Source organism: Prochlorococcus marinus str. MIT 1214 (assembly GCF_027359355.1).
In the GTDB taxonomy this organism is placed as follows: domain Bacteria; phylum Cyanobacteriota; class Cyanobacteriia; order PCC-6307; family Cyanobiaceae; genus Prochlorococcus_B; species Prochlorococcus_B marinus_F.
Genome location: NZ_CP114777.1, coordinates 1,318,561 through 1,341,414 on the forward strand (window position 1 = coordinate 1,318,561; position 22,854 = coordinate 1,341,414).

General features: G+C 32.7%; 18 protein-coding genes. 12 read left to right on the top strand and 6 right to left on the bottom strand.

Going from position 1 to position 22,854, the window contains the following annotated elements; translation table 11 throughout:
- Positions 1–4 precede the first annotated feature (4 nt).
- A complete protein-coding gene (gene dnaK / locus O5639_RS07415) occupies positions 5–1,900 on the bottom strand; it encodes a molecular chaperone DnaK (RefSeq protein ID WP_269623910.1) in 1,896 nt (631 codons plus the stop codon).
- A 70-nt stretch (positions 1,901–1,970) separates the two neighbouring features.
- On the opposite strand from dnaK, the gene O5639_RS07420 reads away from it, so the two are divergent.
- The 3 genes from O5639_RS07420 to rpsF all read left to right on the top strand — a co-directional run bounded on the left by O5639_RS07420 (position 1,971) and on the right by rpsF (position 3,895).
- On the top strand, positions 1,971–2,906 hold the full coding sequence (locus O5639_RS07420; protein ID WP_269623911.1) for a shikimate dehydrogenase: 936 nt from the start codon (positions 1,971–1,973) through the stop codon (positions 2,904–2,906).
- A 22-nt stretch (positions 2,907–2,928) separates the two neighbouring features.
- Positions 2,929–3,387 carry a Tic20 family protein gene (locus tag O5639_RS07425; RefSeq protein ID WP_269623912.1) on the top strand — a complete coding sequence of 153 codons (459 nt, stop codon included), beginning with the start codon at positions 2,929–2,931 and terminating at the stop codon, positions 3,385–3,387.
- 76 nt (positions 3,388–3,463) lie between these two features.
- Positions 3,464–3,895: a 30S ribosomal protein S6 gene (gene rpsF, locus O5639_RS07430; RefSeq protein WP_269623913.1), complete on the top strand. Its 432-nt coding sequence runs from the start codon at positions 3,464–3,466 to the stop codon at positions 3,893–3,895.
- A gap of 36 nt (positions 3,896–3,931) precedes the next feature.
- Here the strand turns inward: rpsF and O5639_RS07435 are convergent, their stop codons facing one another.
- Both O5639_RS07435 and O5639_RS07440 read right to left on the bottom strand, forming a co-directional pair.
- On the bottom strand, positions 3,932–5,134 hold the full coding sequence (locus O5639_RS07435; RefSeq protein WP_269623914.1) for an argininosuccinate synthase: 1,203 nt from the start codon (positions 5,132–5,134) through the stop codon (positions 3,932–3,934).
- 132 nt (positions 5,135–5,266) lie between these two features.
- Positions 5,267–5,476 (bottom strand): cytochrome B6, encoded by a 210-nt coding sequence (locus O5639_RS07440; RefSeq protein ID WP_269623915.1) that lies wholly within the window; start codon positions 5,474–5,476, stop codon positions 5,267–5,269.
- 279 nt (positions 5,477–5,755) lie between these two features.
- Here O5639_RS07440 and O5639_RS07445 point away from each other — a divergent pair, with 279 nt between their 5' ends.
- Genes O5639_RS07445 through O5639_RS07455 form a run of 3 tightly spaced genes read left to right on the top strand, consistent with a single transcriptional unit; the run spans position 5,756 to position 7,435 of the window.
- Positions 5,756–6,034: a DUF3134 domain-containing protein gene (locus O5639_RS07445; protein WP_269625534.1), complete on the top strand. Its 279-nt coding sequence runs from the start codon at positions 5,756–5,758 to the stop codon at positions 6,032–6,034.
- A 16-nt stretch (positions 6,035–6,050) separates the two neighbouring features.
- Positions 6,051–7,166 (top strand): phospho-N-acetylmuramoyl-pentapeptide-transferase, encoded by a 1,116-nt coding sequence (mraY, locus tag O5639_RS07450; protein ID WP_269623916.1) that lies wholly within the window; start codon positions 6,051–6,053, stop codon positions 7,164–7,166.
- 17 nt (positions 7,167–7,183) lie between these two features.
- Complete coding sequence (locus O5639_RS07455) at positions 7,184–7,435, top strand: hypothetical protein (RefSeq protein WP_269623917.1); 252 nt, start codon at positions 7,184–7,186, stop codon at positions 7,433–7,435.
- Between the two features lie 9 nt (positions 7,436–7,444).
- Here the strand turns inward: O5639_RS07455 and O5639_RS07460 are convergent, their stop codons facing one another.
- The 3 genes from O5639_RS07460 to O5639_RS07470 all read right to left on the bottom strand — a co-directional run bounded on the left by O5639_RS07460 (position 7,445) and on the right by O5639_RS07470 (position 14,449).
- The gene (locus O5639_RS07460; protein ID WP_269623918.1) at positions 7,445–9,571 is read right to left on the bottom strand and encodes an HAD family hydrolase; all 2,127 of its coding nucleotides are present in this window, start codon (positions 9,569–9,571) and stop codon (positions 7,445–7,447) included.
- 198 nt (positions 9,572–9,769) lie between these two features.
- Positions 9,770–12,718: an excinuclease ABC subunit UvrA gene (gene uvrA / locus O5639_RS07465; protein WP_269623919.1), complete on the bottom strand. Its 2,949-nt coding sequence runs from the start codon at positions 12,716–12,718 to the stop codon at positions 9,770–9,772.
- Positions 12,719–12,763: 45 nt separating this feature from the next.
- Positions 12,764–14,449 carry a DNA repair protein RecN gene (locus O5639_RS07470; RefSeq protein WP_269623920.1) on the bottom strand — a complete coding sequence of 562 codons (1,686 nt, stop codon included), beginning with the start codon at positions 14,447–14,449 and terminating at the stop codon, positions 12,764–12,766.
- A 76-nt stretch (positions 14,450–14,525) separates the two neighbouring features.
- Between O5639_RS07470 and O5639_RS07475 the strand changes: the two genes are divergently transcribed.
- The 6 genes from O5639_RS07475 to purL all read left to right on the top strand — a co-directional run bounded on the left by O5639_RS07475 (position 14,526) and on the right by purL (position 22,813).
- Positions 14,526–16,385, top strand: coding sequence for an ABC1 kinase family protein (locus tag O5639_RS07475; protein ID WP_269623921.1), 1,860 nt, complete (start codon positions 14,526–14,528; stop codon positions 16,383–16,385).
- Positions 16,386–16,949, top strand: coding sequence for an alpha/beta hydrolase (locus O5639_RS07480; protein ID WP_269623922.1), 564 nt, complete (start codon positions 16,386–16,388; stop codon positions 16,947–16,949).
- A gap of 26 nt (positions 16,950–16,975) precedes the next feature.
- Positions 16,976–18,082 carry a threonine synthase gene (thrC, locus tag O5639_RS07485; protein ID WP_269623923.1) on the top strand — a complete coding sequence of 369 codons (1,107 nt, stop codon included), beginning with the start codon at positions 16,976–16,978 and terminating at the stop codon, positions 18,080–18,082.
- A 373-nt stretch (positions 18,083–18,455) separates the two neighbouring features.
- A complete protein-coding gene (gene dnaN, locus O5639_RS07490) occupies positions 18,456–19,616 on the top strand; it encodes a DNA polymerase III subunit beta (protein WP_269623924.1) in 1,161 nt (386 codons plus the stop codon).
- Between the two features lie 2 nt (positions 19,617–19,618).
- A complete protein-coding gene (locus O5639_RS07495) occupies positions 19,619–20,401 on the top strand; it encodes a PRC-barrel domain-containing protein (RefSeq protein WP_269623925.1) in 783 nt (260 codons plus the stop codon).
- 3 nt (positions 20,402–20,404) lie between these two features.
- Positions 20,405–22,813: a phosphoribosylformylglycinamidine synthase subunit PurL gene (gene purL, locus O5639_RS07500; RefSeq protein ID WP_269623926.1), complete on the top strand. Its 2,409-nt coding sequence runs from the start codon at positions 20,405–20,407 to the stop codon at positions 22,811–22,813.
- Positions 22,814–22,854: the final 41 nt, after the last annotated feature.

Here is a 22,854-nt window from a genome sequence, read left to right on the forward strand (position 1 = left end):
CTATTTACTTGGTTTCAGTAAAATCAGCATCAATTACATCATCTCCATCAACTTTACTACTATCAGCACTGGAGTCCTCAGCAGCTTGAGAAGCAGCATTTGCTTGTTGATATACAGAAGCTCCCAAAGAATACAATTCTTGTTGAAGCTCCTCAACTAAAGTCTTCATGCTTTCATAATCATCTTTTTCGGTAGCCTCTTTCAACTTTACACGTTTCTCTTCTACTTTCTCTTTGGCTGCTTCATCAACTTTATCTCCAAGCTCACCTATTTGTTTTTCAGCCTGATAAACAAGTGTTTCAGCTTGATTCTTAATATCAATTTTTTCACGCTTTTCTTTATCAGCAGAAGCATTCATTTCTGCGTCTTTAACCATTTTATCAACTTCGTTATCCGACAAGGTGGATGCTCCAGTAATAGAGATACTTTGCTCTTTACCACTACCTTTGTCTTTCGCATTAACACTGAGAATTCCATTAGCGTCAATATCAAAAGTTACTTCAATTTGAGGCACACCCCGAGGAGCAGGAGGAATTCCATCTAAACGAAAGGTTCCAAGACTTTTGTTATCAGAAGCCATTTCACGTTCACCTTGTAAGACGTGAATTTCTACATTCGTTTGACCATCAACTGCGGTTGAATAAGTTTCAGCTTTTTTAGTGGGAACAGTAGTATTTCTTGAAATCATTTTGGTCATAACCCCACCCAAAGTCTCCACTCCAAGAGATAATGGAGTGACATCAAGTAGCAAAATATCTTTAACTTCTCCAGCAAGAACTCCACCTTGAATAGCGGCTCCAACCGCTACTACTTCATCTGGATTAACTGTTTGATTTGGATCTTTAGTAGTTACTCTTTTTACTAACTCTTTAACCGCTGGCATTCGGGTAGAGCCTCCAACCATAACAATTTCATCTATTTCTCCAGTAGATAATTTTGCATCTTTCAAAGCTTGCTCTACAGGGACCCTGCAGCGATCGATAAGATTTGAAGCTAGTTCCTCGAACTTACCTCTTGTGAGGGTCAAATCAAGATGCTTAGGACCTTCGGGAGTGGCGGTGATAAATGGAAGATTGATTTCACTTTGAGTAGCATTTGATAATTCAATCTTGGCTTTTTCAGCTGCTTCAGTTAAACGTTGCAATGCTTGTTTGTCTTGGCGTAGATCAATACCTTCATTACTCTTGAATGTTGAAGCCAAATGGTCAACTATAACTCTGTCAAAATCGTCTCCACCTAAATGAGTATCGCCAGATGTAGAGAGTACTTCGAATACTCCATCGCCTACTTCTAATACAGATACGTCGAAAGTACCTCCACCCAAATCAAAGACTAATATTCTTTCATTGCTTTTTTTATCCAATCCATAGGCTAAAGCAGCAGCAGTAGGCTCATTGATAATCCTGAGAACTTCCAAACCTGCAATCTTTCCTGCATCTTTTGTTGCTTGTCTCTGAGAATCATTGAAGTAAGCAGGAACTGTAATTACTGCTTGAGTAACTGTTTCACCTAAATATTTACCTGCATCATCAGAAAGTTTTCTTAAAACTTGAGCACTTACTTCTTCAGGAGAAAACTGCTTATCAAGTATTGGGCATTTTAGTTTGACATTGGAGCCCGCTTTTTCAATTCCGTAGCTAACTTCTTTTGATTCATCATTTACTTCATCAACTCTACGTCCAACAAATCTTTTAGAAGAATAAAAAGTATTTTCTGGATTCATCACAGCTTGACGCTTAGCAATTTGTCCAACCAATTGATCTTGGTTCTTTGTATAAGCAACAACAGATGGAGTTGTTCTAAATCCTTCAGCATTTGCTATTACTGTAGGCTTACCGCCTTCCATAACAGCAACACAACTATTTGTAGTTCCTAGATCGATTCCAACAACCTTCCCCATGGGTGAGTAGCTCCTTTAATTTCTTTCTTTAAGTATCATCCTCGTCAGTGAAACCTATTTGAGGCGAGGCGTGGTTCCCGAACAGCCTCTAAGCAATTTTGAATCAACATCATCAAAAATGAGTACTATCACTGGAAAAACTAGTCTGGTAGGACTACTTGGACAACCAGTAAATCATTCCCTTTCCCCAATTATGCACAATGCCGCATATGAAGAAATGGGACTTGACTGGTGTTATGTCGCAATGCCTTGCGAAAGTAAAAATCTAGAGAAAGTCACAAAAGCATTAAGATATTTAGATTGCAAAGGATTGAATATAACTATTCCTCATAAGCAAGAAGTGTTAAAATCTTGTCATAAATTAACTGAAATTGCGAATAATATCCAAGCCGTTAATACACTTATTCCTGAAAAAAATCATCAATGGATAGGAGCAAATACTGATTTAGAGGGATTCTTAACGCCATTAAAAAGACATAATTTAAAAGATAAAAATGTGATTGTTTTAGGTTGTGGAGGCAGCGCTAGAGCAGTAGTAATGGGATTAAATAGTTTAAATGTTAAAAAAGTAATAATCATTGGCAGGAATGAAAATTCTTTAGGTATTTTTGTAAAAAATATGAGTAATTTATTCTCAAAGAGCAACATATCCATTGAAGGGATCAATATTAAAGAATTAAATATTTCACCATATATTGAAGCAGCCGATTTGATTATCAATACGACTCCAATAGGAATGAATAACAAAAACACAAAAGAGGGAAATATTCCCCTTGGACGTGAAATATGGGACTGTCTCTCTAGCAAAACTATTTTATATGATTTAATTTACACTCCAAGACCAACAAACTGGTTAAAACTTGGACAACAAAAGAATTGTTTTATAATTGATGGTTTAGATATGCTTGTCGAACAAGGCGCCTTTTCAATTAGACTTTGGAGTGGATTTAACGAAGTGCCTGTTAAGATAATGAAATCATCTGCAGAAAAACATTTAATGGTTTAATCTAAGAAAAATAGAATCGATTATGCCTTCAATAGGAGCGAAAATATTGGCAGTTTTACTATATATGATTCCATGGTCTGACTCTCTAATCTTTGCTAATCATTTATTTATACAATATCCATTTCTACAAATCATTCAATTACCTGCGATTCCTATAATCTTAATTGAAAGATCAATACCTTTTGGAAGTTTATTATTATTTTTAGCGATCTTTATTGGATTAGTAAGAAATAATAAAGTATCTTACTTTTTGCGTTTTAATGCACTTCAATCATTGTTAATCAATATTGGAATAATAATAATAAGTTTTATTTTTCAAATTATATTTGGTTCTTTTACAAACACATTAATTATAAGAACTTTCTCTAGTACTTTATCAATAAGTCTGTTTTCGGTACTCTTTTATTGTGTTTGGTCTTGCACACAAGGAAATGAACCTGATTTGCCCGGAATAAGCCAAGCAACAAAAATGCAATTGTGAAAGTTACCACTTCAGTATAAGATTGTAATTCCGTCGCTCTTAATGAGCCATAAAGTCCTAGTCGGAAATCTCATCCATGTCTGAAAAACCTTATTACGAAACCATGTACATTCTTCGTCCGGACATACCGGAAGAAGAAGTTGACAGCCATCTAAAAAAATATAGTGAAATTCTTGAAAAATCAGGAACTGAAGTATTAGATAGTCAAATGAGAGGTAAGAGAAGACTTGCCTATCCAATTGCAAAGCATAAAGAGGGAATATATGTGCAATTAAGTCACAAAGGCAATGGACAGCAAGTTGCAACCCTAGAGAGAGCAATGAGGTTAAGTGAGGACGTTATTCGTTACCTCACTGTTAAACAAGATGGTCCTTTACCAACTCCAAAATCCACTTCTAAAGATGATGAACCTGAGAAATCTGAAACAGAAAAAGACGAAATAAAACCTACTGAGGAGAAAACTGAATCACCCGCAAAAGACGAAAATACAAAAGACACAGAAGGATAAAATAAAAGCTAAATAAAATTCAAAAAATTATTAATTTTACTTGTTTACCCAAGACCAGATTCTACTGGGCAATCCCCATACATAAATAAATCCTTCGGCTGATTTGTGGTTAAACTTATCTTCACTTCCATAAGTAGACATATCTGAAATGTACAAACTATTTTCATTTGACTGACGACCAATAACATCCGCATTACCCTTAAAAAGCCTAATCTTTACTGTTCCATTTACCTGCTTCTGAGAAAAATTAATAAATCCATCCAAAGCTTCTTTCAAAGGGCTAAACCAGAAACCTTTATAAACTAAGTCAGCCCATTGTCGTTCCAATCTAGATTTAGTATCTAATAAATCAGCTGGCAAAGTTAAACTCTCCATTTCTTGATGAGCTTTAATTAATAAAAGCAATCCTGGTGTTTCATAAATTTCTCGACTTTTAATTCCTACTACTCTGTCTTCAATAATATCCAACCGTCCAAAACCATGCTTTCCTGCAAGGCTATTAGCCTTTTTCATAAGTGAGACTGGATCCAATACTTCTCCATCAATTGCAACTGGATACCCATTTTCAAAAACAATATCCAAAATTTCAGGCTCATTGGGTGATTCAGCAATAGAAGAAGTGATACCAAAAACCTCTTCTGAAGGCATCTCAAATGGATCTTCAAGAGGACCGGCTTCAATACTTCTCCCTAAAAGATTCAAATCAATCGAATAAGGATTTTTTTTACTTACAGGAGGAACAATTCCATATTTTTCTCCATAGGCAATCGTTTCTTCACGACTCATACCCCATTCCCGTGCCGGAGTAAGCAATTGCAAATCAGGAGCTAAAGCTCCAATTGTTACATCAAAACGAACTTGATCATTACCTTTACCTGTACACCCGTGAGCAACTCCATCAGCATTTAATTCCCTAGCAATTTCAACAAGTTTTTTTGCTATTAATGGTCTAGCTAATGCCGTTGAAAGTGGATATCTACCTTGATACAAAGCATTAGCCCTAATTGCTGGAAAAGCAAAATCTTCAATAAAAGGCTTAACTAAATTGCCAATTAGTGATTGTGAGGCTCCTGCCGATATAGCCTTTTTTTTGATTTCATCAAGCTCATCACCTTGACCAAGATCTGCTGCAAAAGCAATTACATGATCTACCCCATACTCCTTCTTCAAGTAAGGAATACAAACACTAGTATCTACCCCTCCTGAATAAGCCAAAACAACTTTTTTAGCCTTTCCCATATGGTTATCTCCTTTAAGGAAATTTAATTCTCTATATTAAATATAGAGAACTATTGGCAATATTTCTTACTGAGATAATCAATGCTGATTCAAATATTTTCAAAGTCTAAAAACTGAAGAGCTGATTAGAAATCATTCCCATGGCTGCTTAATAGATTGTCCTGATTTGCTTTCAACCAAGAATCCAGTGAACCATACCAAAACAAAAGCCAACGAAGTTAGCCCAAAGAAAATAAGTACATAAATTAACCAAGTATTAATATTATGACCAAAAATCAATAAATTTTGAACATCATTATTAGTAGTGAAAAGAAAATAAAGATGTAAAAAATTAAAAGTCACTTTTAAATCAAAAGTTAAATTGAAGGATTAACGAAAAAAGACCTCTTAATCAAAAAATAAATTAAAAGGAAAAGAGAAGGGCCAAAAACCAAAGACCAAACTAAAAGATGGTTAATATAAAAGGATTGAGGGTGAGCAATACCGGCTATACGAAAAAAAATGCTGAACAAGAAAGCAATGCCCCAAGTACAAGTAATCAATATCAGCTTTGAAGTCAGCATAAAGATTAGAAAATTAATCCATAATGCATTATGTTAATTCATGGATCATAATCTTGATATGGGAGAACTAGAAAAAATCAATTTATCTAATTTAGACGGTATCAATCCCGCACTTACTCGCTATAGCAGACAAGAACCTGCTCCTGTCCTCCCACTTAGAGAAGAGCCTGATTTACTATCTTGGTTAGAAACGAGCGGAAGATTAGTTGCTGATCAAGATTCAAATGATCAAGAAATAAGTACCGTTGAAGAGGAGGAACTCTCAGCTTTAATGGGAGAAAAAGAAGACTATAAAGCGGAAGAAGAAGAAACAACAGATGATGAATGGGAAGAGTAACTTAAAAGCTTAAGTTTTGAAAAAATTTAAAAATCTTTTAGATATAAATAAAATATCATTTTACAAAAGTGTTAATAATCAAATATTTATTTTATTTGGATTAATAACTTTTGCATGTGTCTTTGCTGATTTTTCTTTTAAAAATAGCAATTTAACCATTCCTTTTATTATTACAACTCTTATATCTTCGACTATTACTTTTAAAGGTATCTCTAAATTAAAAAAGATAGAAATTAAACAAATAATTAGAAGAGAAGGACCAAAAAATCATTTTCTTAAGCAAGGAACTCCAACTATGGGTGGTATTTTCTTTATTCCTATTGGAATAATAATAAGCAATATAATTTATTTTAATAAAGCCAATTATCACATAGTTTTAACTTTAAGTTTTCTTAGTATATTTTTTATGTTTATTGGCTTTATAGATGATTATCTAAGTTTAAAAAAACAATTAAATACTGGTTTAAAATCTAATCAAAAAATAATTTTACAATTTTTTATTAGTCTTATTTTCATTATTATTTGTGCATCAAATAATTTAATACCAAACAATATTCTAATAGCAAATAAAATTGTTTATATTGGAAATCTAATTTATCCTTTGGGCATATTTGTACTATTAGCTGAAAGTAATTCAACTAACTTAACAGATGGTTTAGATGGTTTATTAAGTGGTTGTAGTGTACTAATTTTTACAGGTCTCGCTATTACTATTTTAATAGAAAATCCAAGTAATAATTTGACACTAGCTCCTCTCTGTATAGTAATGGCTGGAGCTTGTATGGGATTCCTTTTTCTAAATAAATATCCTGCAAAATTATTTATGGGGGATTCAGGTTCTCTAGCTATGGGAGCCTCCTTGGGTGGAATCGCTTTACTATCAAATAATCTTTGGTCTCTTTTAATTATGGGAGGAGTACTAGTTGCAGAGTCTATCTCAGTCATCATTCAAGTAAGTATTTTTAAAATTTCTAAGCGACTACAAGGGAAAGGTCATAAATTATTTTTAATGAGTCCATTGCATCACCATTTTGAACTTAAAGGTAACAATGAAGTTCTCATTGTCAGTAGCTTTTGGTTGGTTACATTATTGTTAGTCATAATAAATCTAATATTTTTCATTCAAAATTAGATCTTCAAGTTCAACTAATGACTTATTTTACTTGGAAAGAAGAAGGATTAACTAACGATTGTGAAACTCTAGATTCTATGGCTGCTCGATTTGAAGAATCTGCAAGACTCATGAGAAAAATGTCAGCTGAAGGTTTTAAAGTAGAAAAAAGAAATAAACGTCAAATAATCACTCATATAGATTCAAAGATTTTTAATGATTGGGGCTTTGTTAGCGAAGAATCACCATATCAACAACTTACATTGATACTTGAAGAAGAATCACAATAAAATTGCAAATTAATGACTTTTGAAAAATCGAAAATGTTTTAAACCATCTATTACACCATCTTTAGAATCAGAAAAGAAGACTCTTTGTTGAGAGCTCAATCCATCTAACGATGAATCATGCTCAAAAGGAACAATATTAGTCGTTAATCCTCTTATTAACTCAGCATCACCTTGTTGACTTGCCACGACAATAACTTGATCTAAAGATAAACCCCAACGTAAAGTCAAAAATCTAATCGCTTCTGCTCTTGATGCTCGCAAAGGAACAACATCTAAGTACCAATGACATTTCAGATGTGGAGAAGCAACCAGTCCTGACTGCCTAAGTCTTTTTCGTACTAAAGGTAAAATTGCTTCACTAGGTTCTTTTAATAAATAACTAACCTTAAAAGGAGCTTGATTTTCAGTTGATTGAAGCTCTAAATAATCTTTTAAATCAAACAAAACCTTCTCTACGCCTTTCCGATCCCAATCAACAGTTATTGAATCTTGCCAAAAAATATCTGATTTGTTTTCATCAGCATAATAAATTTCAGTACCTGCTTGACATATCCAAACTGCGGGTTTGGGTAATTGTGTTTCTGTATATCGATAGCGAGCAGCATTAATTGATCTTCCAGTTAAAATTCCCAATTTAATGTTGTTTTTCAATGAATAATCTTTTAAATCCCATTTCAATTTTTTTAAGACTTTATCTTGCTCAAGATAATTATCTAAATCAAGAAATAAAAGTTTTTGACCGCTAGGACTTGTTTGATTAATATTTCCCAATGACCAATGTCGAGGTGCAAGAAATTTCAAACGCTTCTGCATCAATGCAATGTAATTACAAACATGTGCATCCCAACTGAAATGCCTGCTTACTGCTTCCACTCCGTTATTACTCCAAGTTTTCCATAAAGAAGTGTTGGAACCAGCAGTCTCTAAACCATCTCGAAAAGCCTCTAAGTCAGTTACATCTACGAGAAGACCATTTTCACATCGAGACAAAATATCCCTTGGGCCACCGTCGTCTGTAGTCACCATTGGCAACCCACACGCGGCAGCTTCCAACAGTGTCAGGCCAAAAGGCTCAGTTAAGGCAGGGTTAACAAATAATCCGTTTTTATTCGCAGCCCAACGATAAATTGAAGGAATTTGCTCTCTTCTATGTTGTTTTGGATAAGCAACTTTTCCATATAAATTATATTTATCAACTAATTCAAAAACTTGCTGAAATACTTCTCTTTGCTGTTTCTCAAGCTGACGTGAATCCTCTCGACATCCCAAGATTAAAATAAGATTATGTCTTTGCTGCAAAATTGAAGAACGTCCATAAGTCTCAATCAACGCAGGAATATTTTTTCTCCTGACTGCTCTAGATATAGCCAGCAGAGGAGGAAGATTTAAGTCTCTCAAAAAAGGTTTAAACAGTTTATTTAATTCTTTTTCTTCATCAATTGAATCAGAATCTATTGGATGAAAACGATTTAAATCAACGCCTGGGGGAATTATTTCTACATTTTCTAAGCTATATCGCCCATAACGCGCGTACTGTTCAACAGATTCCTGCTTAGTACTTGTTATGAGTAAATTTGAATGTGCTAAAGCCAATTCTTCTGCATCAATTCTTTTACTAATCGAATATGTCTGCTCTATTTGATCATGATCTATGCCAGCAGCCAACAATCTTCTAAGTTTTTCCCGACCCAATGAATGGCCCGTAAAAACCAATGGCAAACCTAATCTTCTGCTTACCAATGCTCCAACATAACCAGCATCGGCATAATGAGCATGAATCCAATCTGGCAAACTATTTTTTTTCTGTAATCTGTCAACTATTTGATCCGCTAAGTCATCTAGATACGGCCACAACAATTCCTTCCTGATATAACGCTTAGGTCCAAAAGGTAATCGAATAATTTCAGCACAATTTGATATCTTTTCTACAGGGATTGAATAATCAGTCGATACCCTCCTATCAATAATTAATCTGGTAATAAGTTCAACTTTTTCAACTTCTGGTCTTGACGCAAGTCCTTTAACTAGTTCTAAAACGTATAAAGTTTGTCCACCTGTATCTGAATCTCTACCCAATTCAAGATCATGTGAGCGGATTAAACCATGCAAATTTAAATGTAGAAGTTTTAATCCCAAGTGGAATACTTATTCAAGATGTTGGATAAATAATTGATTTTATGAGTACTAAATCTAAAGAAAGAATAATATTTTTTTTAGGGGAGGAATGAATTTTTAATCTTAAGTCTATAACTAGGTTTTTTGGTCATTTTTAAATCAAAATCCAGATAAATAAATCATCAAGGTTAAGTAATATGTACAAAAATTCAAAAATATTCAAACTTTTTTGGGAGGATGATTTTCCAAAACTTTTTTTAAATAATTTCCCGTATGACTCTTGGAGTCTCGCGCAACTTCTTCAGGAGTTCCCATAGCAATAATCTCTCCTCCTCGGTTCCCGCCTTCAGGCCCCATATCAATAATCCAATCTGAACATCTAATAACATCCAAATTATGCTCAATAACAATAATTGAGTTTCCCTTATCTACCAATCTCTGGATTACATCCATTAATTTATGAACATCATAAAAACTTAAACCAGTGGTAGGTTCATCAATTAAATAAAGAGTTTTACCAGTAGCTCTTCTAGATAACTCAGTAGCGAGTTTGACTCTTTGAGCTTCTCCTCCAGATAAAGTTGGAGCCGGCTGGCCAAGCTTAATATATCCAAGACCAACATCTAAAAGTGTTCTTAATCGATCTGCAGCTTGAGGTATTGCAGAAAAAACATCAACTGCTTGTTCAACAGTCATTTCTAATACATCAGAAATCGAATAATTCTTATATTTGACTTGTAATGTTTCTCGGTTAAAGCGAGCTCCTTTACATACATCACATTGAACATAAACATCAGGAAGAAAATTCATTTCAATTACATTTACACCTTGACCACGACAAGCTTCACATCTTCCACCTTTAACATTAAAACTAAATTGACCTGCTTGATATCCTCTCGCTTTTGCTTCGACAGAAGTTGCAAAAAGTTGGCGTATAGGATCAAATGCACCGGTATAAGTAGCCGTATTAGATCTTGGTGTTCTACCAATTGGAGATTGATCTATAACAATAACCTTATCAATAGATTTAATACCTTTCAGTTCTTTTAAACCTTTTGGAAAAGGAACTTTTAAACCTAAAGAGTGGTTTAAAGCAGGATGGAGTAATTCATTAATTAAAGTACTTTTACCACTACCACTTACTCCAGTAACAGCAACCAACCTACCTAATGGAAAATCTACAGAAACATTTTTTAGATTATTTTTATTACAATCAATCAAACGTAATTTTCTTTGTACCGAATCTCTTCTGGTAGCAGGCGTAGGAATAGATGAACGCCCACTAAGATAAGCACCAGTCAATGATTCTTTTGCATTCAGCAAACTATCTAAAGATCCTTCAGCAATAATTTCGCCGCCATGAACACCAGCACCAGGTCCAATATCAACCAAATGATCAGCTGCTCTTATTGTATCTTCGTCATGTTCAACAACAACCAACGTATTACCTAGATCACGTAATTTTTTTAAAGTAGATAATAATCGATCATTATCTCTTTGATGTAGTCCAATACTAGGCTCATCTAACACATAAAGAACTCCTGTTAAACCTGCACCTATTTGGGTAGCAAGTCGTATTCGTTGCGCTTCCCCACCAGACAACGTCATTGCTGGCCTATCTAAAGTTAAGTAATCAAGTCCAACATCTAAGAGAAATTGAAGACGTAGTCGAATTTCTTTTAAAACTAATTCCCCAATTTTGGTTTGTTTGTTAGAAAGTAATTGCTTTGAGTTTTTAGTTGTCTCTAGACCCATTAAGGCCTCAACATTCTCAAGTGTGGTAGACACACTAGATGAAGTAAGATCAGTTATTGCAAAAGGCCCAAGTTTTACAGCAAGCGCTTCAGGACGTAATCTCTTGCCATGACAGGTTGCACAAGGAACTAATTCAAGATATTTTTCTAGCTTTTGACGAACAGCTTCACCATTCGCATCCTGCAACTGTCTTTCTAAAATAGGTAAAATACCTTCAAAAGGTCTTTTAAAGCCAGAATCTTGTTTATATCTACTATCTACTTTTATTAAAATAGGTTCTTTACTGCCATTTAACAAAATATTTTTTTGTGCTTCTTTTAAATCTTTCCAAGGAGTTTTTATCTCAAAGCCAAATGCCTCACCAACTGAAAATAATAATGAAAAATAATATGAATTATCCTTATCACTCCATGGTGCAACAGCAGCATAAACTGGTAGTGATGGATCAGGTATAACTCTCTCACAGGTGAATTTTTTCAAATGACCAAGGCCATGACAATCAGGACATGCTCCATATGGACTATTAAATGAAAACAACCTTGGTGATAATTCCTCAATCACTGCCCCATGAACAGGACAAGCAAAGTTCTCAGAAAATAATCTTTCCCTATCAATACCTTTCGGAAGTTCTTCATTTTTTTTAGGTACTACTTCAACAATTGCTAAGCCATCTCCCCTTTTTAAAGTAGTACTTAATGAATCAGTTAATCTTTCTTCAATACCCTCTCTCGCAATCAATCTATCAACCACTACCTCAATAGAATGAACTTGATTTTTATCTAATTCAATATTATCTGCCAATTCTCTAACGTCTTTGTTAATTCTGACTCGAGCAAATCCTTCTGCAGCCAATCCAGAAAGTAATTTTGAATGTGTTCCTTTTTTACCTCTAACAACAGGTGCAAGTAGTTGATATCGTGTCCCTTCTGGAAGAGTTTTTATTTGATCAACCATCTCATCAATACTTTGAGGCTTAATGGGCCTCGCACACTCTGGACAATGAGGTTCTCCCGCTCTTCCAAAAAGCAAACGAAAATAATCTTGTATTTCGGTGACGGTTCCAACTGTTGAACGAGGATTATGACTTGTTGATTTTTGATCAATAGAAATTGCTGGAGATAAACCCTCAATTGAATCAACATCAGGTTTATCAACTTGACCTAAAAATTGTCTTGCGTATGCGGACAAACTCTCAACATATCGCCTTTGACCTTCAGCAAAAATAGTATCAAACGCTAAAGAACTTTTACCACTGCCACTGACACCTGTAAAAACCACCAATTTATTTCTTGGAATAGATAAATCAACATTTTTTAAATTATGTTGCCTTGCACCACGAATAGTTATGAGTTCTTCACTGGAAGAACCAAGATTTAATGTCTTTTTTTTAGGATTAGATTTTTGAATTCCCATTAGGGGAAAAACATTAATAGCTAATTGTATAAAAAAATATGCTCATCATGCAGCTTTGTGTTCCAGCAAGCTCGCCGCATAGGCATTGGCATCTACAATTTGACCCCCAGCCAATAGAGCCAATTCTCTTTGCCTATCTGCGGTTTCCTTTAAATTAGTGACAGAGGACTTGGTACAACCTTCGAAAATAGTCTTTTTTAAAGCAAAATGATTATCAGCAAATGCTGCAATTAAAGGTTGATGAGTTACACAAAAAACTTGTCGATGCTTTGACAATTCACTAAGCAACTTAGCCACATAACTACTAACTGATCCACTAACACCTGAATCAATTTCATCAAAAATTAATAAATTAGTTTGATCAAATGAAGCAAAGATTGACTTTATTGCAAGAAGAACCCTAGATTTCTCACCTCCTGAAGCTGATTCTCCAAGAGGGGCTAAGGGAAGACCTGGATTTGCTGAAAACATAAAGGTAACTTTATCAATCCCGTTACTTGTTGGTTCACATTCTTCAAAAACAACTTTAAAGCGAATATTAGGAATACCTAATTTTTTCAAACTATTGATCAATTCATGTTCAAATTTTAATGCAATAGTTTTTCTTATCACTGATAAATTTATATTAGACTTGTCTCTAATCATTCTTTTTTTATATTCGAATGAAGAAAGTTGATTGATATTATTAGAATCATCTTGAGAAGATAAACAATTAATTAATTCATTTTTATAGATAATCAGATCTGCTATATTTCTTCGATATTTTGTTTGATAAAATTTGAGAGTAGATAATCTAACTTGTAAATCATTTAAAAAAGATGGATCAATATCTAATGTTTTTTCATAATCATTTATCTGATAAATTAAATCATTGAGATTGTTAGTTATTCTATAAAAGTTATCAAAAATCGGTTCTAGAGTAGAATCAATTTGAGACAATGTTTTTAATTCATTAATGCAAAAATTAGTATGATCTATAATTGATGGATATTCATCTAAGCTTTCATTTAAACGAATTAATAAAGATTTAACTCCTTCTTTTAATCTTAAAATATTTGATAAACGATTCTGATCAGTTTCTAGCTTAGCTTCCTCCTCTGGATCTTCTAAATCTAATTTATCTAAATCATTGTATATATACTGCATTTCCTCAAACTCTTTTTTTGAATCAGAGATTTTATCTCTTACCTGCTCAAGCCTTAGATTAGAATCATGCCAGATTTTCCAATCTTGCTTTACTTGAGTAATAGATTCTTCAATTTTTTTTAAACCTAAAGAATCTAATAAACTTAATTGATAACATGAGTTGTTCAAAATGTAAGTATCACCTTGTAAAGTAAAATCAAACAAAAGTGATCTTAATTCTGATATTTGATTTTTATTAACTAATACACCATTAATTCTAAATCTAGATTTATATTTATGATCTTTCAGCCGCCATTCCCTGGTCACAATTAATTCTTCATCAACATCAAATTCTTGATTGATTAACCAATCTTTTGTCTTCTGCAATACAGAAAAAACACCTTCAATTGATGAAAAAACAGATCCTTTAGGTACCAATCGATTATCTAGAGAAGTTTTTTTATTCGCCAATAGAGCATTCAATGTATCAATAAATATTGATTTACCTGAACCAGTTTGCCCTGTAAAAACGGTAAAACCCTTATCAAAGTCTATCTCTAAGTTCCCAAATAAAGCTATATTTTGAAAACGAAGGCTAGTTAGCATAACTCTAAGGAATCAAAAAGACGCAAATTAGGCGTAAAATGAACTAGAAGGGATGTAAGAACATCGCCATACCAAAATGGCCGAAGAACTCAGCGATTTTATTGAAGCCTCAGGTCTACTTGAGTATGACCCGGTGGCTATTGACTCAATCTACAAAAAAAATCCAATTCGTCTACTTCGCAGGCTTTGGCAGACACTATTACCCATTGGATTGTTTTTACTTGGCGTTGGATGGGAAAAGTTAATTGGTTCCTTAGAAAAAAACGAGAGAAAAACTTTTAGAGCCAAAGAATTTACCCAACTGCTTGTTGATTTAGGACCAGCATTTATAAAAGCAGGACAAGCACTATCTACCAGACCAGATATTGTTCCTCCAACAGTTTTAGAAGAACTAGCACAGCTTCAAGATCAACTACCAGGTTTTGAAAGTAAACTGGCTATGGCATGCATTGAACAAGATTTAGAAGACAAAATAGAAAACATTTTTCAAGAAATAGATAGGGAACCAATTTCGGCAGCATCTTTAGGACAAGTACATAAAGCAACACTCAAAAATGGAGAAAAAGTTGCTGTTAAGATTCAAAGACCAGGCTTAAGAGAACAAATAACTTTAGATCTATACATAGTGAGAAATATAGCTATATGGTTTAAGAATAATATTGGGATTATTAGAAGTGATTTAGTGGCTTTAATAGATGAACTGGGCAAAAGAATATTTGAGGAAATGGATTACATTAATGAAGCTAAAAATGCAGAAAAATTTAAGAAGCTTCATAGCGCCAATAAAAAAATTGCAGTCCCAAAAATTTATAGAGAGGCTACAAGTAGAAGAGTGCTAACAATGGAATGGATAGATGGCACAAAATTAACAAACATAGACGCTGTCAAAAATTTAGGAATTAATCCAAATGAGATGGTAAAAATAGGTGTAAGTTGCAGTCTTCAGCAATTAATTGAACATGGTTTTTTTCACGCTGATCCGCATCCAGGAAACATCTTAGCTATGGATGATGGTCGTTTATGTTATTTAGACTTTGGTATGATGAGTGATATTACACAACAATCTAGAATTGGATTAATTAGAGCTGTTGTTCACCTTGTAAATAAAAGATTTGATAAGCTTTCGTATGATTTTGTTCAACTAGGCTTTCTCTCTGAAGAAGTTGATTTAACACCCATTGCGCCAGCTTTTGAAAGCGTTTTTAGTACTGCTTTAGAGATAGGAGTCAATAAAATGGATTTCAAGGCTGTAACAGATGATATGTCTAGTATAATGTATAAATTTCCTTTTAAATTACCACCTTATTATGCACTAATAATTAGATCTTTGATTACTTTAGAAGGAATAGCACTTAGTGTTGATCCAGATTTCAAAATATTAGGAGCAGCATATCCTTATTTTGCAAGAAGACTCATGGAAGATGAAAACCCAGAACTGAGAAATAGTTTAAAAGAGATGCTTTTTGATGAAAACAATCTAAAGTTAGAAAGATTAGATGATCTTTTAAAAAGTGCTACTAAAGAAAAACAATTAGATAGTGAAAAAATTGTAGACCAAACGATTAATTTTTTGTTTTCTAAAAAAGGTCTTATTCTTAGAAACGAATTAGTAAATATTTTAGCTTCAAAAATTGATTCTATTGGATGGAAAACAGTAATAAAATTGAATGATAAACTTCCATCAAAAATACGTTCAAAGACAATAGAAAAATCTTCAAAGATTAATACAAAAAAAGTTATTAATCTATCTTCAATTAGTAAATTATTTAACAAATCAAAAATAAAGCCTGGATTCAAAAGAAAAATAATATTAAAAAAATTACCAAAAATTTTAATAACCAAAGATACTTACAAAATGGGTTATGGGTTAATGAAAAAAACTTCTGAAAAAGGATTAATCAGATTAGTTAAAGTTGCAGCCGGTGTAGAACAATAAATGAATTTAAATTACTCAAATATAATATTGTTACTAGTTTTATTTTTTTATCCAAGTGCAAAAAGTGCGGAAAAGCTTTTTCTATACAAAGGAACTTTTAGTAGGTCAATAAATATAGAGGAGTTGAGTAAATTTAATACAACAAAAGAAATCAGTCAAAAGTTAGAAAATTTAATGAAAATTACAAACCTAAATGATAAAGATCTTCATAATTTTTTATCTTATAAAATAAAAATTCCATTAAAAACAAGTAGTAAATTAATGAATAGTAAAATAGGTGAAGTATTTTTAAGCAGATTATCTAAAATTATTTATACGAACAAAATATCAAATAAAAAAACAAGTACAAAAGCTATAAGATCTGCAATTATATTAAGCTCTTATAAAAATAATGAGAGAATGAATCTTATAGATTTTTTCAAAGAATATCCAAATAAAAATATTGCTATAGATCTAAACGCATTGAACAAAGCACTTGAAAAAGTAGAATCATTAAAAGAGTTAATCGATTTCTACTCCAATTCTCCTTTTCAAAAGCTAAAAGATGGAAGCTCTAGCACTTAGATTGTTAAAGATTATTTATTGAATAAGTGGCAATTACTAAAAAGCTAAAGCAACTATTCTCTTCTAGCCCAAAAAAAAATAATTGGGATGGGCTTATAGAAGCTTACAAACCATGGCTACCAGTATCAAATAAAACTCCCATCATCACTTTAAAAGAAGGTGCAACTCCTCTAATAGAAGTCAAGTCAATAGCTAATCGCATAGGAAAAGGAGTAAAAGTATATGTGAAATATGACGGTCTTAATCCAACAGGGTCATTTAAAGATAGAGGAATGACAATGGCGATCAGTAAAGCAAAAGAAGAAGGTTGCGAAGCTGTAATTTGCGCAAGTACAGGTAATACATCAGCATCTGCAGCTGCTTACGCCAGTAAAGGAGGAATGAAGTCTTTCGTTATCATTCCAGACGGATACGTAGCTCAAGGAAAATTAGCTCAAGCGTTAGTTTATGGAGCAGAAGTATTAGCTATTAAAGGAAATTTTGATAAAGCATTAGATATTGTTAGAGAGTTATCGGAAAAATATCCAATAACACTAGTTAATTCTTTAAATCCTTATAGATTACAAGGTCAAAAAACAGCAGCTTTTGAAATAATAGAAAATCTTGGAAATGCTCCTGATTGGCTATGTATTCCAATGGGCAATGCAGGTAATATAAGTGCCTACTGGATGGGATTTCAAGAATATTTTCATGCAAATAAATCGAAAAAACTTCCTCGAATGATGGGGTTTCAAGCAAGGGGTTCTGCTCCCTTAGTTGAAGGTCAGCGAATAAAGAATCCAGAAACTATTGCCACTGCGATTAGAATTGGAAATCCTGTTAATAAAGAAAAAGCGCTCATAGCAAGAGAATCTAGCAATGGTAAATTCTCATCAGTTACAGACTCAGAAATAATAGATGCATATAAAATTCTTGGAAAAGAAGAAGGAATCTTTTGCGAACCTGCTAGCGCAGCTTCCGTAGCAGGTTTATTAAAGATTAAAACTGATGTTCCAAAAAATTCAATTATTGTTTGTGTTTTAACTGGGAACGGCCTAAAAGACCCTGATTGCGCAATTAATAACAATGATTCAATTTTTCATACAGGTGTAGAAGCGGAAATCAATTCAATAGCAAAAAAGATGGGGTTTTGAAAACATTTAAATATCCAACTAAAAAACTGTCTGTTAATTTCGATGATATCTAATTAGTTATATTGTGGAAAAAGCATGAAAAACCATTAGTTTCTATTTTTTATTTTTCCACAGATAGCCTAAAGAGTGGATAAGTATCTTTTTATCCACCAAAAAAAGCTTTTATCCACAGTTAAATAATCGAAGATCACTGTTGGTGTCAAAGATTTTTTAAAAAACCACAAAAACCACAAAGCCTACTACTGCTATTTATTTTCATATAAAGAAAGTAAAAGAATAATAGGAATGATAAATTTTGTTTTTTTTAACGGTATTGCTTTTTTGAAATAGCTATGAAATTCTTATATCAGTAGATATTTTTTGAAATAACGGAATGAAGTTAAATTGCTCACAAACTGAATTGAATACTGCTCTTCAGTTAGTAAGTAGAGCCGTTTCCAATCGACCGACACACCCTGTCCTAGCAAATGTATTATTGGCAGCTGATGAAGTTACAGGAAAGCTTCGCTTAACTGGCTTTGATTTAAGTTTAGGAATACAAACTTCAATATCAGCTTTCATAGAAAAAAGTGGGGCTATTACTTTACCTGCTAAGTTATTTGGTGAAATTATTTCTAAATTATCTAATGATTCTCCATTAGTTTTAACATCTGATGAAAATAGTCAACAAGTCGAATTAACAAGTAAAAGTGGTACATATCAGGTAAGAGGTATGCTTGCAGATGATTTTCCTGATTTACCTTTGGTGGAAAATGGAACATCACTTAAACTAAATCCTTTATTATTATCTAATGCAATTAAATCTACTTTATTTGCAAGTAGTACTGATGATGCTAAGCAATTACTTACAGGTATTAATCTTACTTTTGATGGGTATGGTATTGAATCAGCAGCTACAGATGGTCATCGATTAGCAGTTTTAAACTTAAATAATATTGTATATGAATCAAAAGATATAAATAATACTTTAGATGTTGATAAATTTTCTATTACATTACCTTCTAAATCTTTAAGAGAGGTTGAAAAGTTTTTAAGTACTTGTGATATTAGTCAACCAATTAATTTTTTTATTGACAAAGGGCAAGTAGTTTTTATATCTGTTGATGAAATTATAACTATTCGGACTTTAGAGGGTTCTTATCCAAATTATTCTCAATTATTACCAGAAACTTTTTCTAATGTATTAGAGTTTGATAGAAAAGAATTTATTGCCTCCTTAGAAAGAGTTGCTGTTTTAGCTGATCAACACAATAATGTTATCAAATTAACTACTGACAGCGATGCTAAATTAATTAAAATAAGTACTGATGCTCAAGATATAGGAACTTGTTTTGAGTCTTTACCTGTGTCTTTTAAAGGTGAATCATTTCAAATAGCATTTAATGTTAGATATTTATTAGATGGACTTAAAGTTATAGATTCAAATCTTATTAAGTTAAGTTGTAATGCACCCACAACACCTGCTGTTTTTTCACCTGTTAATAGTGATGTTAATTTTATTTACTTAGTAATGCCTATACAAATTAGAAATTAATTTTGGCTATTCCTACTAAGTTACTATTAAGTGATTTATTAAAACATAATGTTCGGTGTGATAAAGGAATCGATCATGGTCCAGTAGTTAACCCATGGATGCATCCTCCTGTACATCGCATATTGGGATTAATAAGCCGTCCCTCTAATATGAGATTAGAAAGACATGTTTGGAGGTTAGATCAAGTAAAAGGATTAAATCAGCAAGAAGTATTTTTAAAAGGAGCTTATTCAATTTCTGATGATCAAACTTTAGAACGTTTTCCTACTTTAATAAATGCTAATGTTTTTAATAGAAGTGGTCAAAAATTAGGATTAATAGCTGATTGTTTTTTTGAACTTAAAAATGGAAAAATACAATATTATTTAGTTAGTCGAACAAATCCTCTGATACCAGGAACAAGTAGATGGCGTTTATCTATATCTCAAATTATCGATAAACAACCTGGTTCTATCTCATGCGATATTGATACATTTGAAGATTTACCAATACAGAAAGCAAGTATAAAAGAAGAATTTCTTAGTAAGAGTAGAAAATGGAAAACTCAATTTCAAGATTTGACTTATAACGCTTCTGATAGACTGGAGGGATGGATTGATGATCAAATTAGTGAGAATACTAAAGAATCTATTAAAGATTCTTATAAAACTCAGAATGATCAGGATTCATATGACGACTGGATAGATAATTTAGATATAGATAGTTTAGAAGAATTTAATACAATGAATAAACGACAAAGAAATAAAGATTTACCTAATGAGAGAGATCTTGATCCTTGGATTTAATTAATGACATTTTTAGAGAAAAATGATTTTCAAGAATTAATCAATTCATCAAATTTTTTTGTTGAATACGATGTCTTTTCGTCTCTAATTCAAGAGGGGTTAAAAGAATCTGATTATGTGGAAATCTGTAGAAGACTTAAGCGACCACCTAACAGAAACGAATTAGGCATGTTTGGTGTTATGTGGTCTGAACATTGTTGTTATCGGAATTCCCGTCCTTTATTAAAAAACTTTCCTACAACTGGTCCTCGAATCCTTGTAGGTCCTGGAGAAAATGCAGGAGTTGTAGATATTGGTTGTGGCCAAAAATTAGTTTTTAAAATTGAGAGTCATAATCATCCATCTGCTGTAGAGCCCTTCCAAGGTGCAGCAACAGGTGTAGGTGGAATTTTGAGGGATATTTTTACTATGGGAGCAAGACCAATAGCATTATTAAATGCTTTAAGATTTGGCCTTTTAGAAGATGAAAAAAATATTAGTTTACTAGAAGGTGTAGTAGCAGGAATTGCTCATTATGGGAATTGTGTAGGTGTTCCAACTATTGGAGGAGAAGTAGGATTTGATAGTAGTTATTCAGGTAATCCTTTAGTTAATGCAATGGCATTGGGATTGATGGAAACAGATGAAATAGTTTGTTCAGGGGCTAGTGGTATAGATTTTCCAGTTCTTTATGTAGGAAATACAACTGGTAGAGATGGAATGGGTGGAGCAAGTTTTGCTAGTTCCGAACTTTCGAAAACTTCTATAGATGATCGACCTGCTGTCCAAGTTGGTGATCCTTTTCTTGAAAAGGGATTAATAGAAGCTTGTTTAGAGGCATTTAAAACAGGATATGTAATTGCTGCTCAGGATATGGGAGCTGCAGGACTTACTTGTAGTTGTTCTGAAATGGCTTCAAAAGGTGATGTAGGAATTGAATTGAACCTAGATCTTGTTCCAGCACGAGAAAAGGGAATGACTGCCTATGAATTCTTGTTATCTGAATCTCAAGAACGAATGTTATTTGTTGTTAAACCTGGCTCGGAAGAAGAACTGAGAAAATTATTTATGAGATGGGGATTATATGTTGAAGTCGTCGGAAAAGTTTTAAAAGAAAAGGTTGTAAAAGTCTTACATAAAGGACAAATTGTAGCAAATTTACCAGCATCTGCACTTGCTGATGATACACCTGTAGAGGAACATTTATTAATCAATTCAACTCCTGAATATTTAAAAGATCATTGGAAATGGACTGAAGATGTATTACCTAAAAATTTAAAAGATGGAATTATTAAAATAAATAATAATTTATTTATTAGTTGGAATAATATTCTTATAAACTTATTAAGTACTCCATCAATAGCATCAAAAAATTGGATATATAAACAATACGATTATCAAGTTCAATCTAATACAGTTGTTGCTCCTGGAGAAGCTGATGCAGCCGTTATAAGAATTAGACCTCAAAATGATTTTAAAACTAAATCAAATCAAAATAGAGGAATAGCATCCGTTGTAGATTGTAATGATAGGTGGGTGTATTTAGATCCTAAACGTGGAAGTATTGCTGCTGTTGCAGAAGCAGCTAGAAATTTAAGTTGTGTAGGAGCTGAACCTATCGCGATTACTAATAATTTAAATTTTTCTTCCCCTGAAAAACCTGTGGGATTTTGGCAATTATCAATGTCTTGCGAAGGCATAACTAATGCATGTAAAGAATTAAACACACCTGTTACTGGAGGCAATGTCTCTTTATATAATGATACAAAACAATCAAATAATACTGTTATTCCAATACATCCAACGCCTGTAATTGGTATGGTTGGATTGATAGAAGATATTAATAAAGTTTGTAAAAAATCTTGGATTAAAGAAGGTGATCAAATATTGATGTTAGGATTACCTTTAGAAATTAATAACAATCAAGATAATAGAATTTCATTATCTGCTTCATCTTTTTTAGAGTATATACATGGTTTGAAAACAGGAAGGCCGCCAGAAATAGATTTAAATTTAGAGAAACAAGTTCATTTATTCTTAAGAAATATAATTAAAAAATGTATGATTAATTCAGCTCATGATTTAGGTGATGGAGGATTAGCAGTAGCTTTAGCTGAATGTTGTATTTCTTCTGGGCTAGGAGCAAATATTGTTATCCCTTCAAGCGAAGCAAGGTTAGATCGTCTCCTTTTTGCTGAAGGAGGAGGAAGAGTTTTAATTAGTTGTTCAGTTGATCAAAGCTTAGAATTAAAAAAATATTATGAAAAGATTTCATTAGAACAAACTAATAGTTTTTCAATATGTAATTTAGGGACTGTAAATAATCAAAACAAATTATTAGTTTATCAAGATAATAATTTGATTATAGATGTTGATATTCCTAGCTTGGAAGATGCATATAAAAATACTATATCTAAAAAAATAACTAAATAATATCTTTATGAATTATAATTTTCAAATTAAGCGTATTTTAC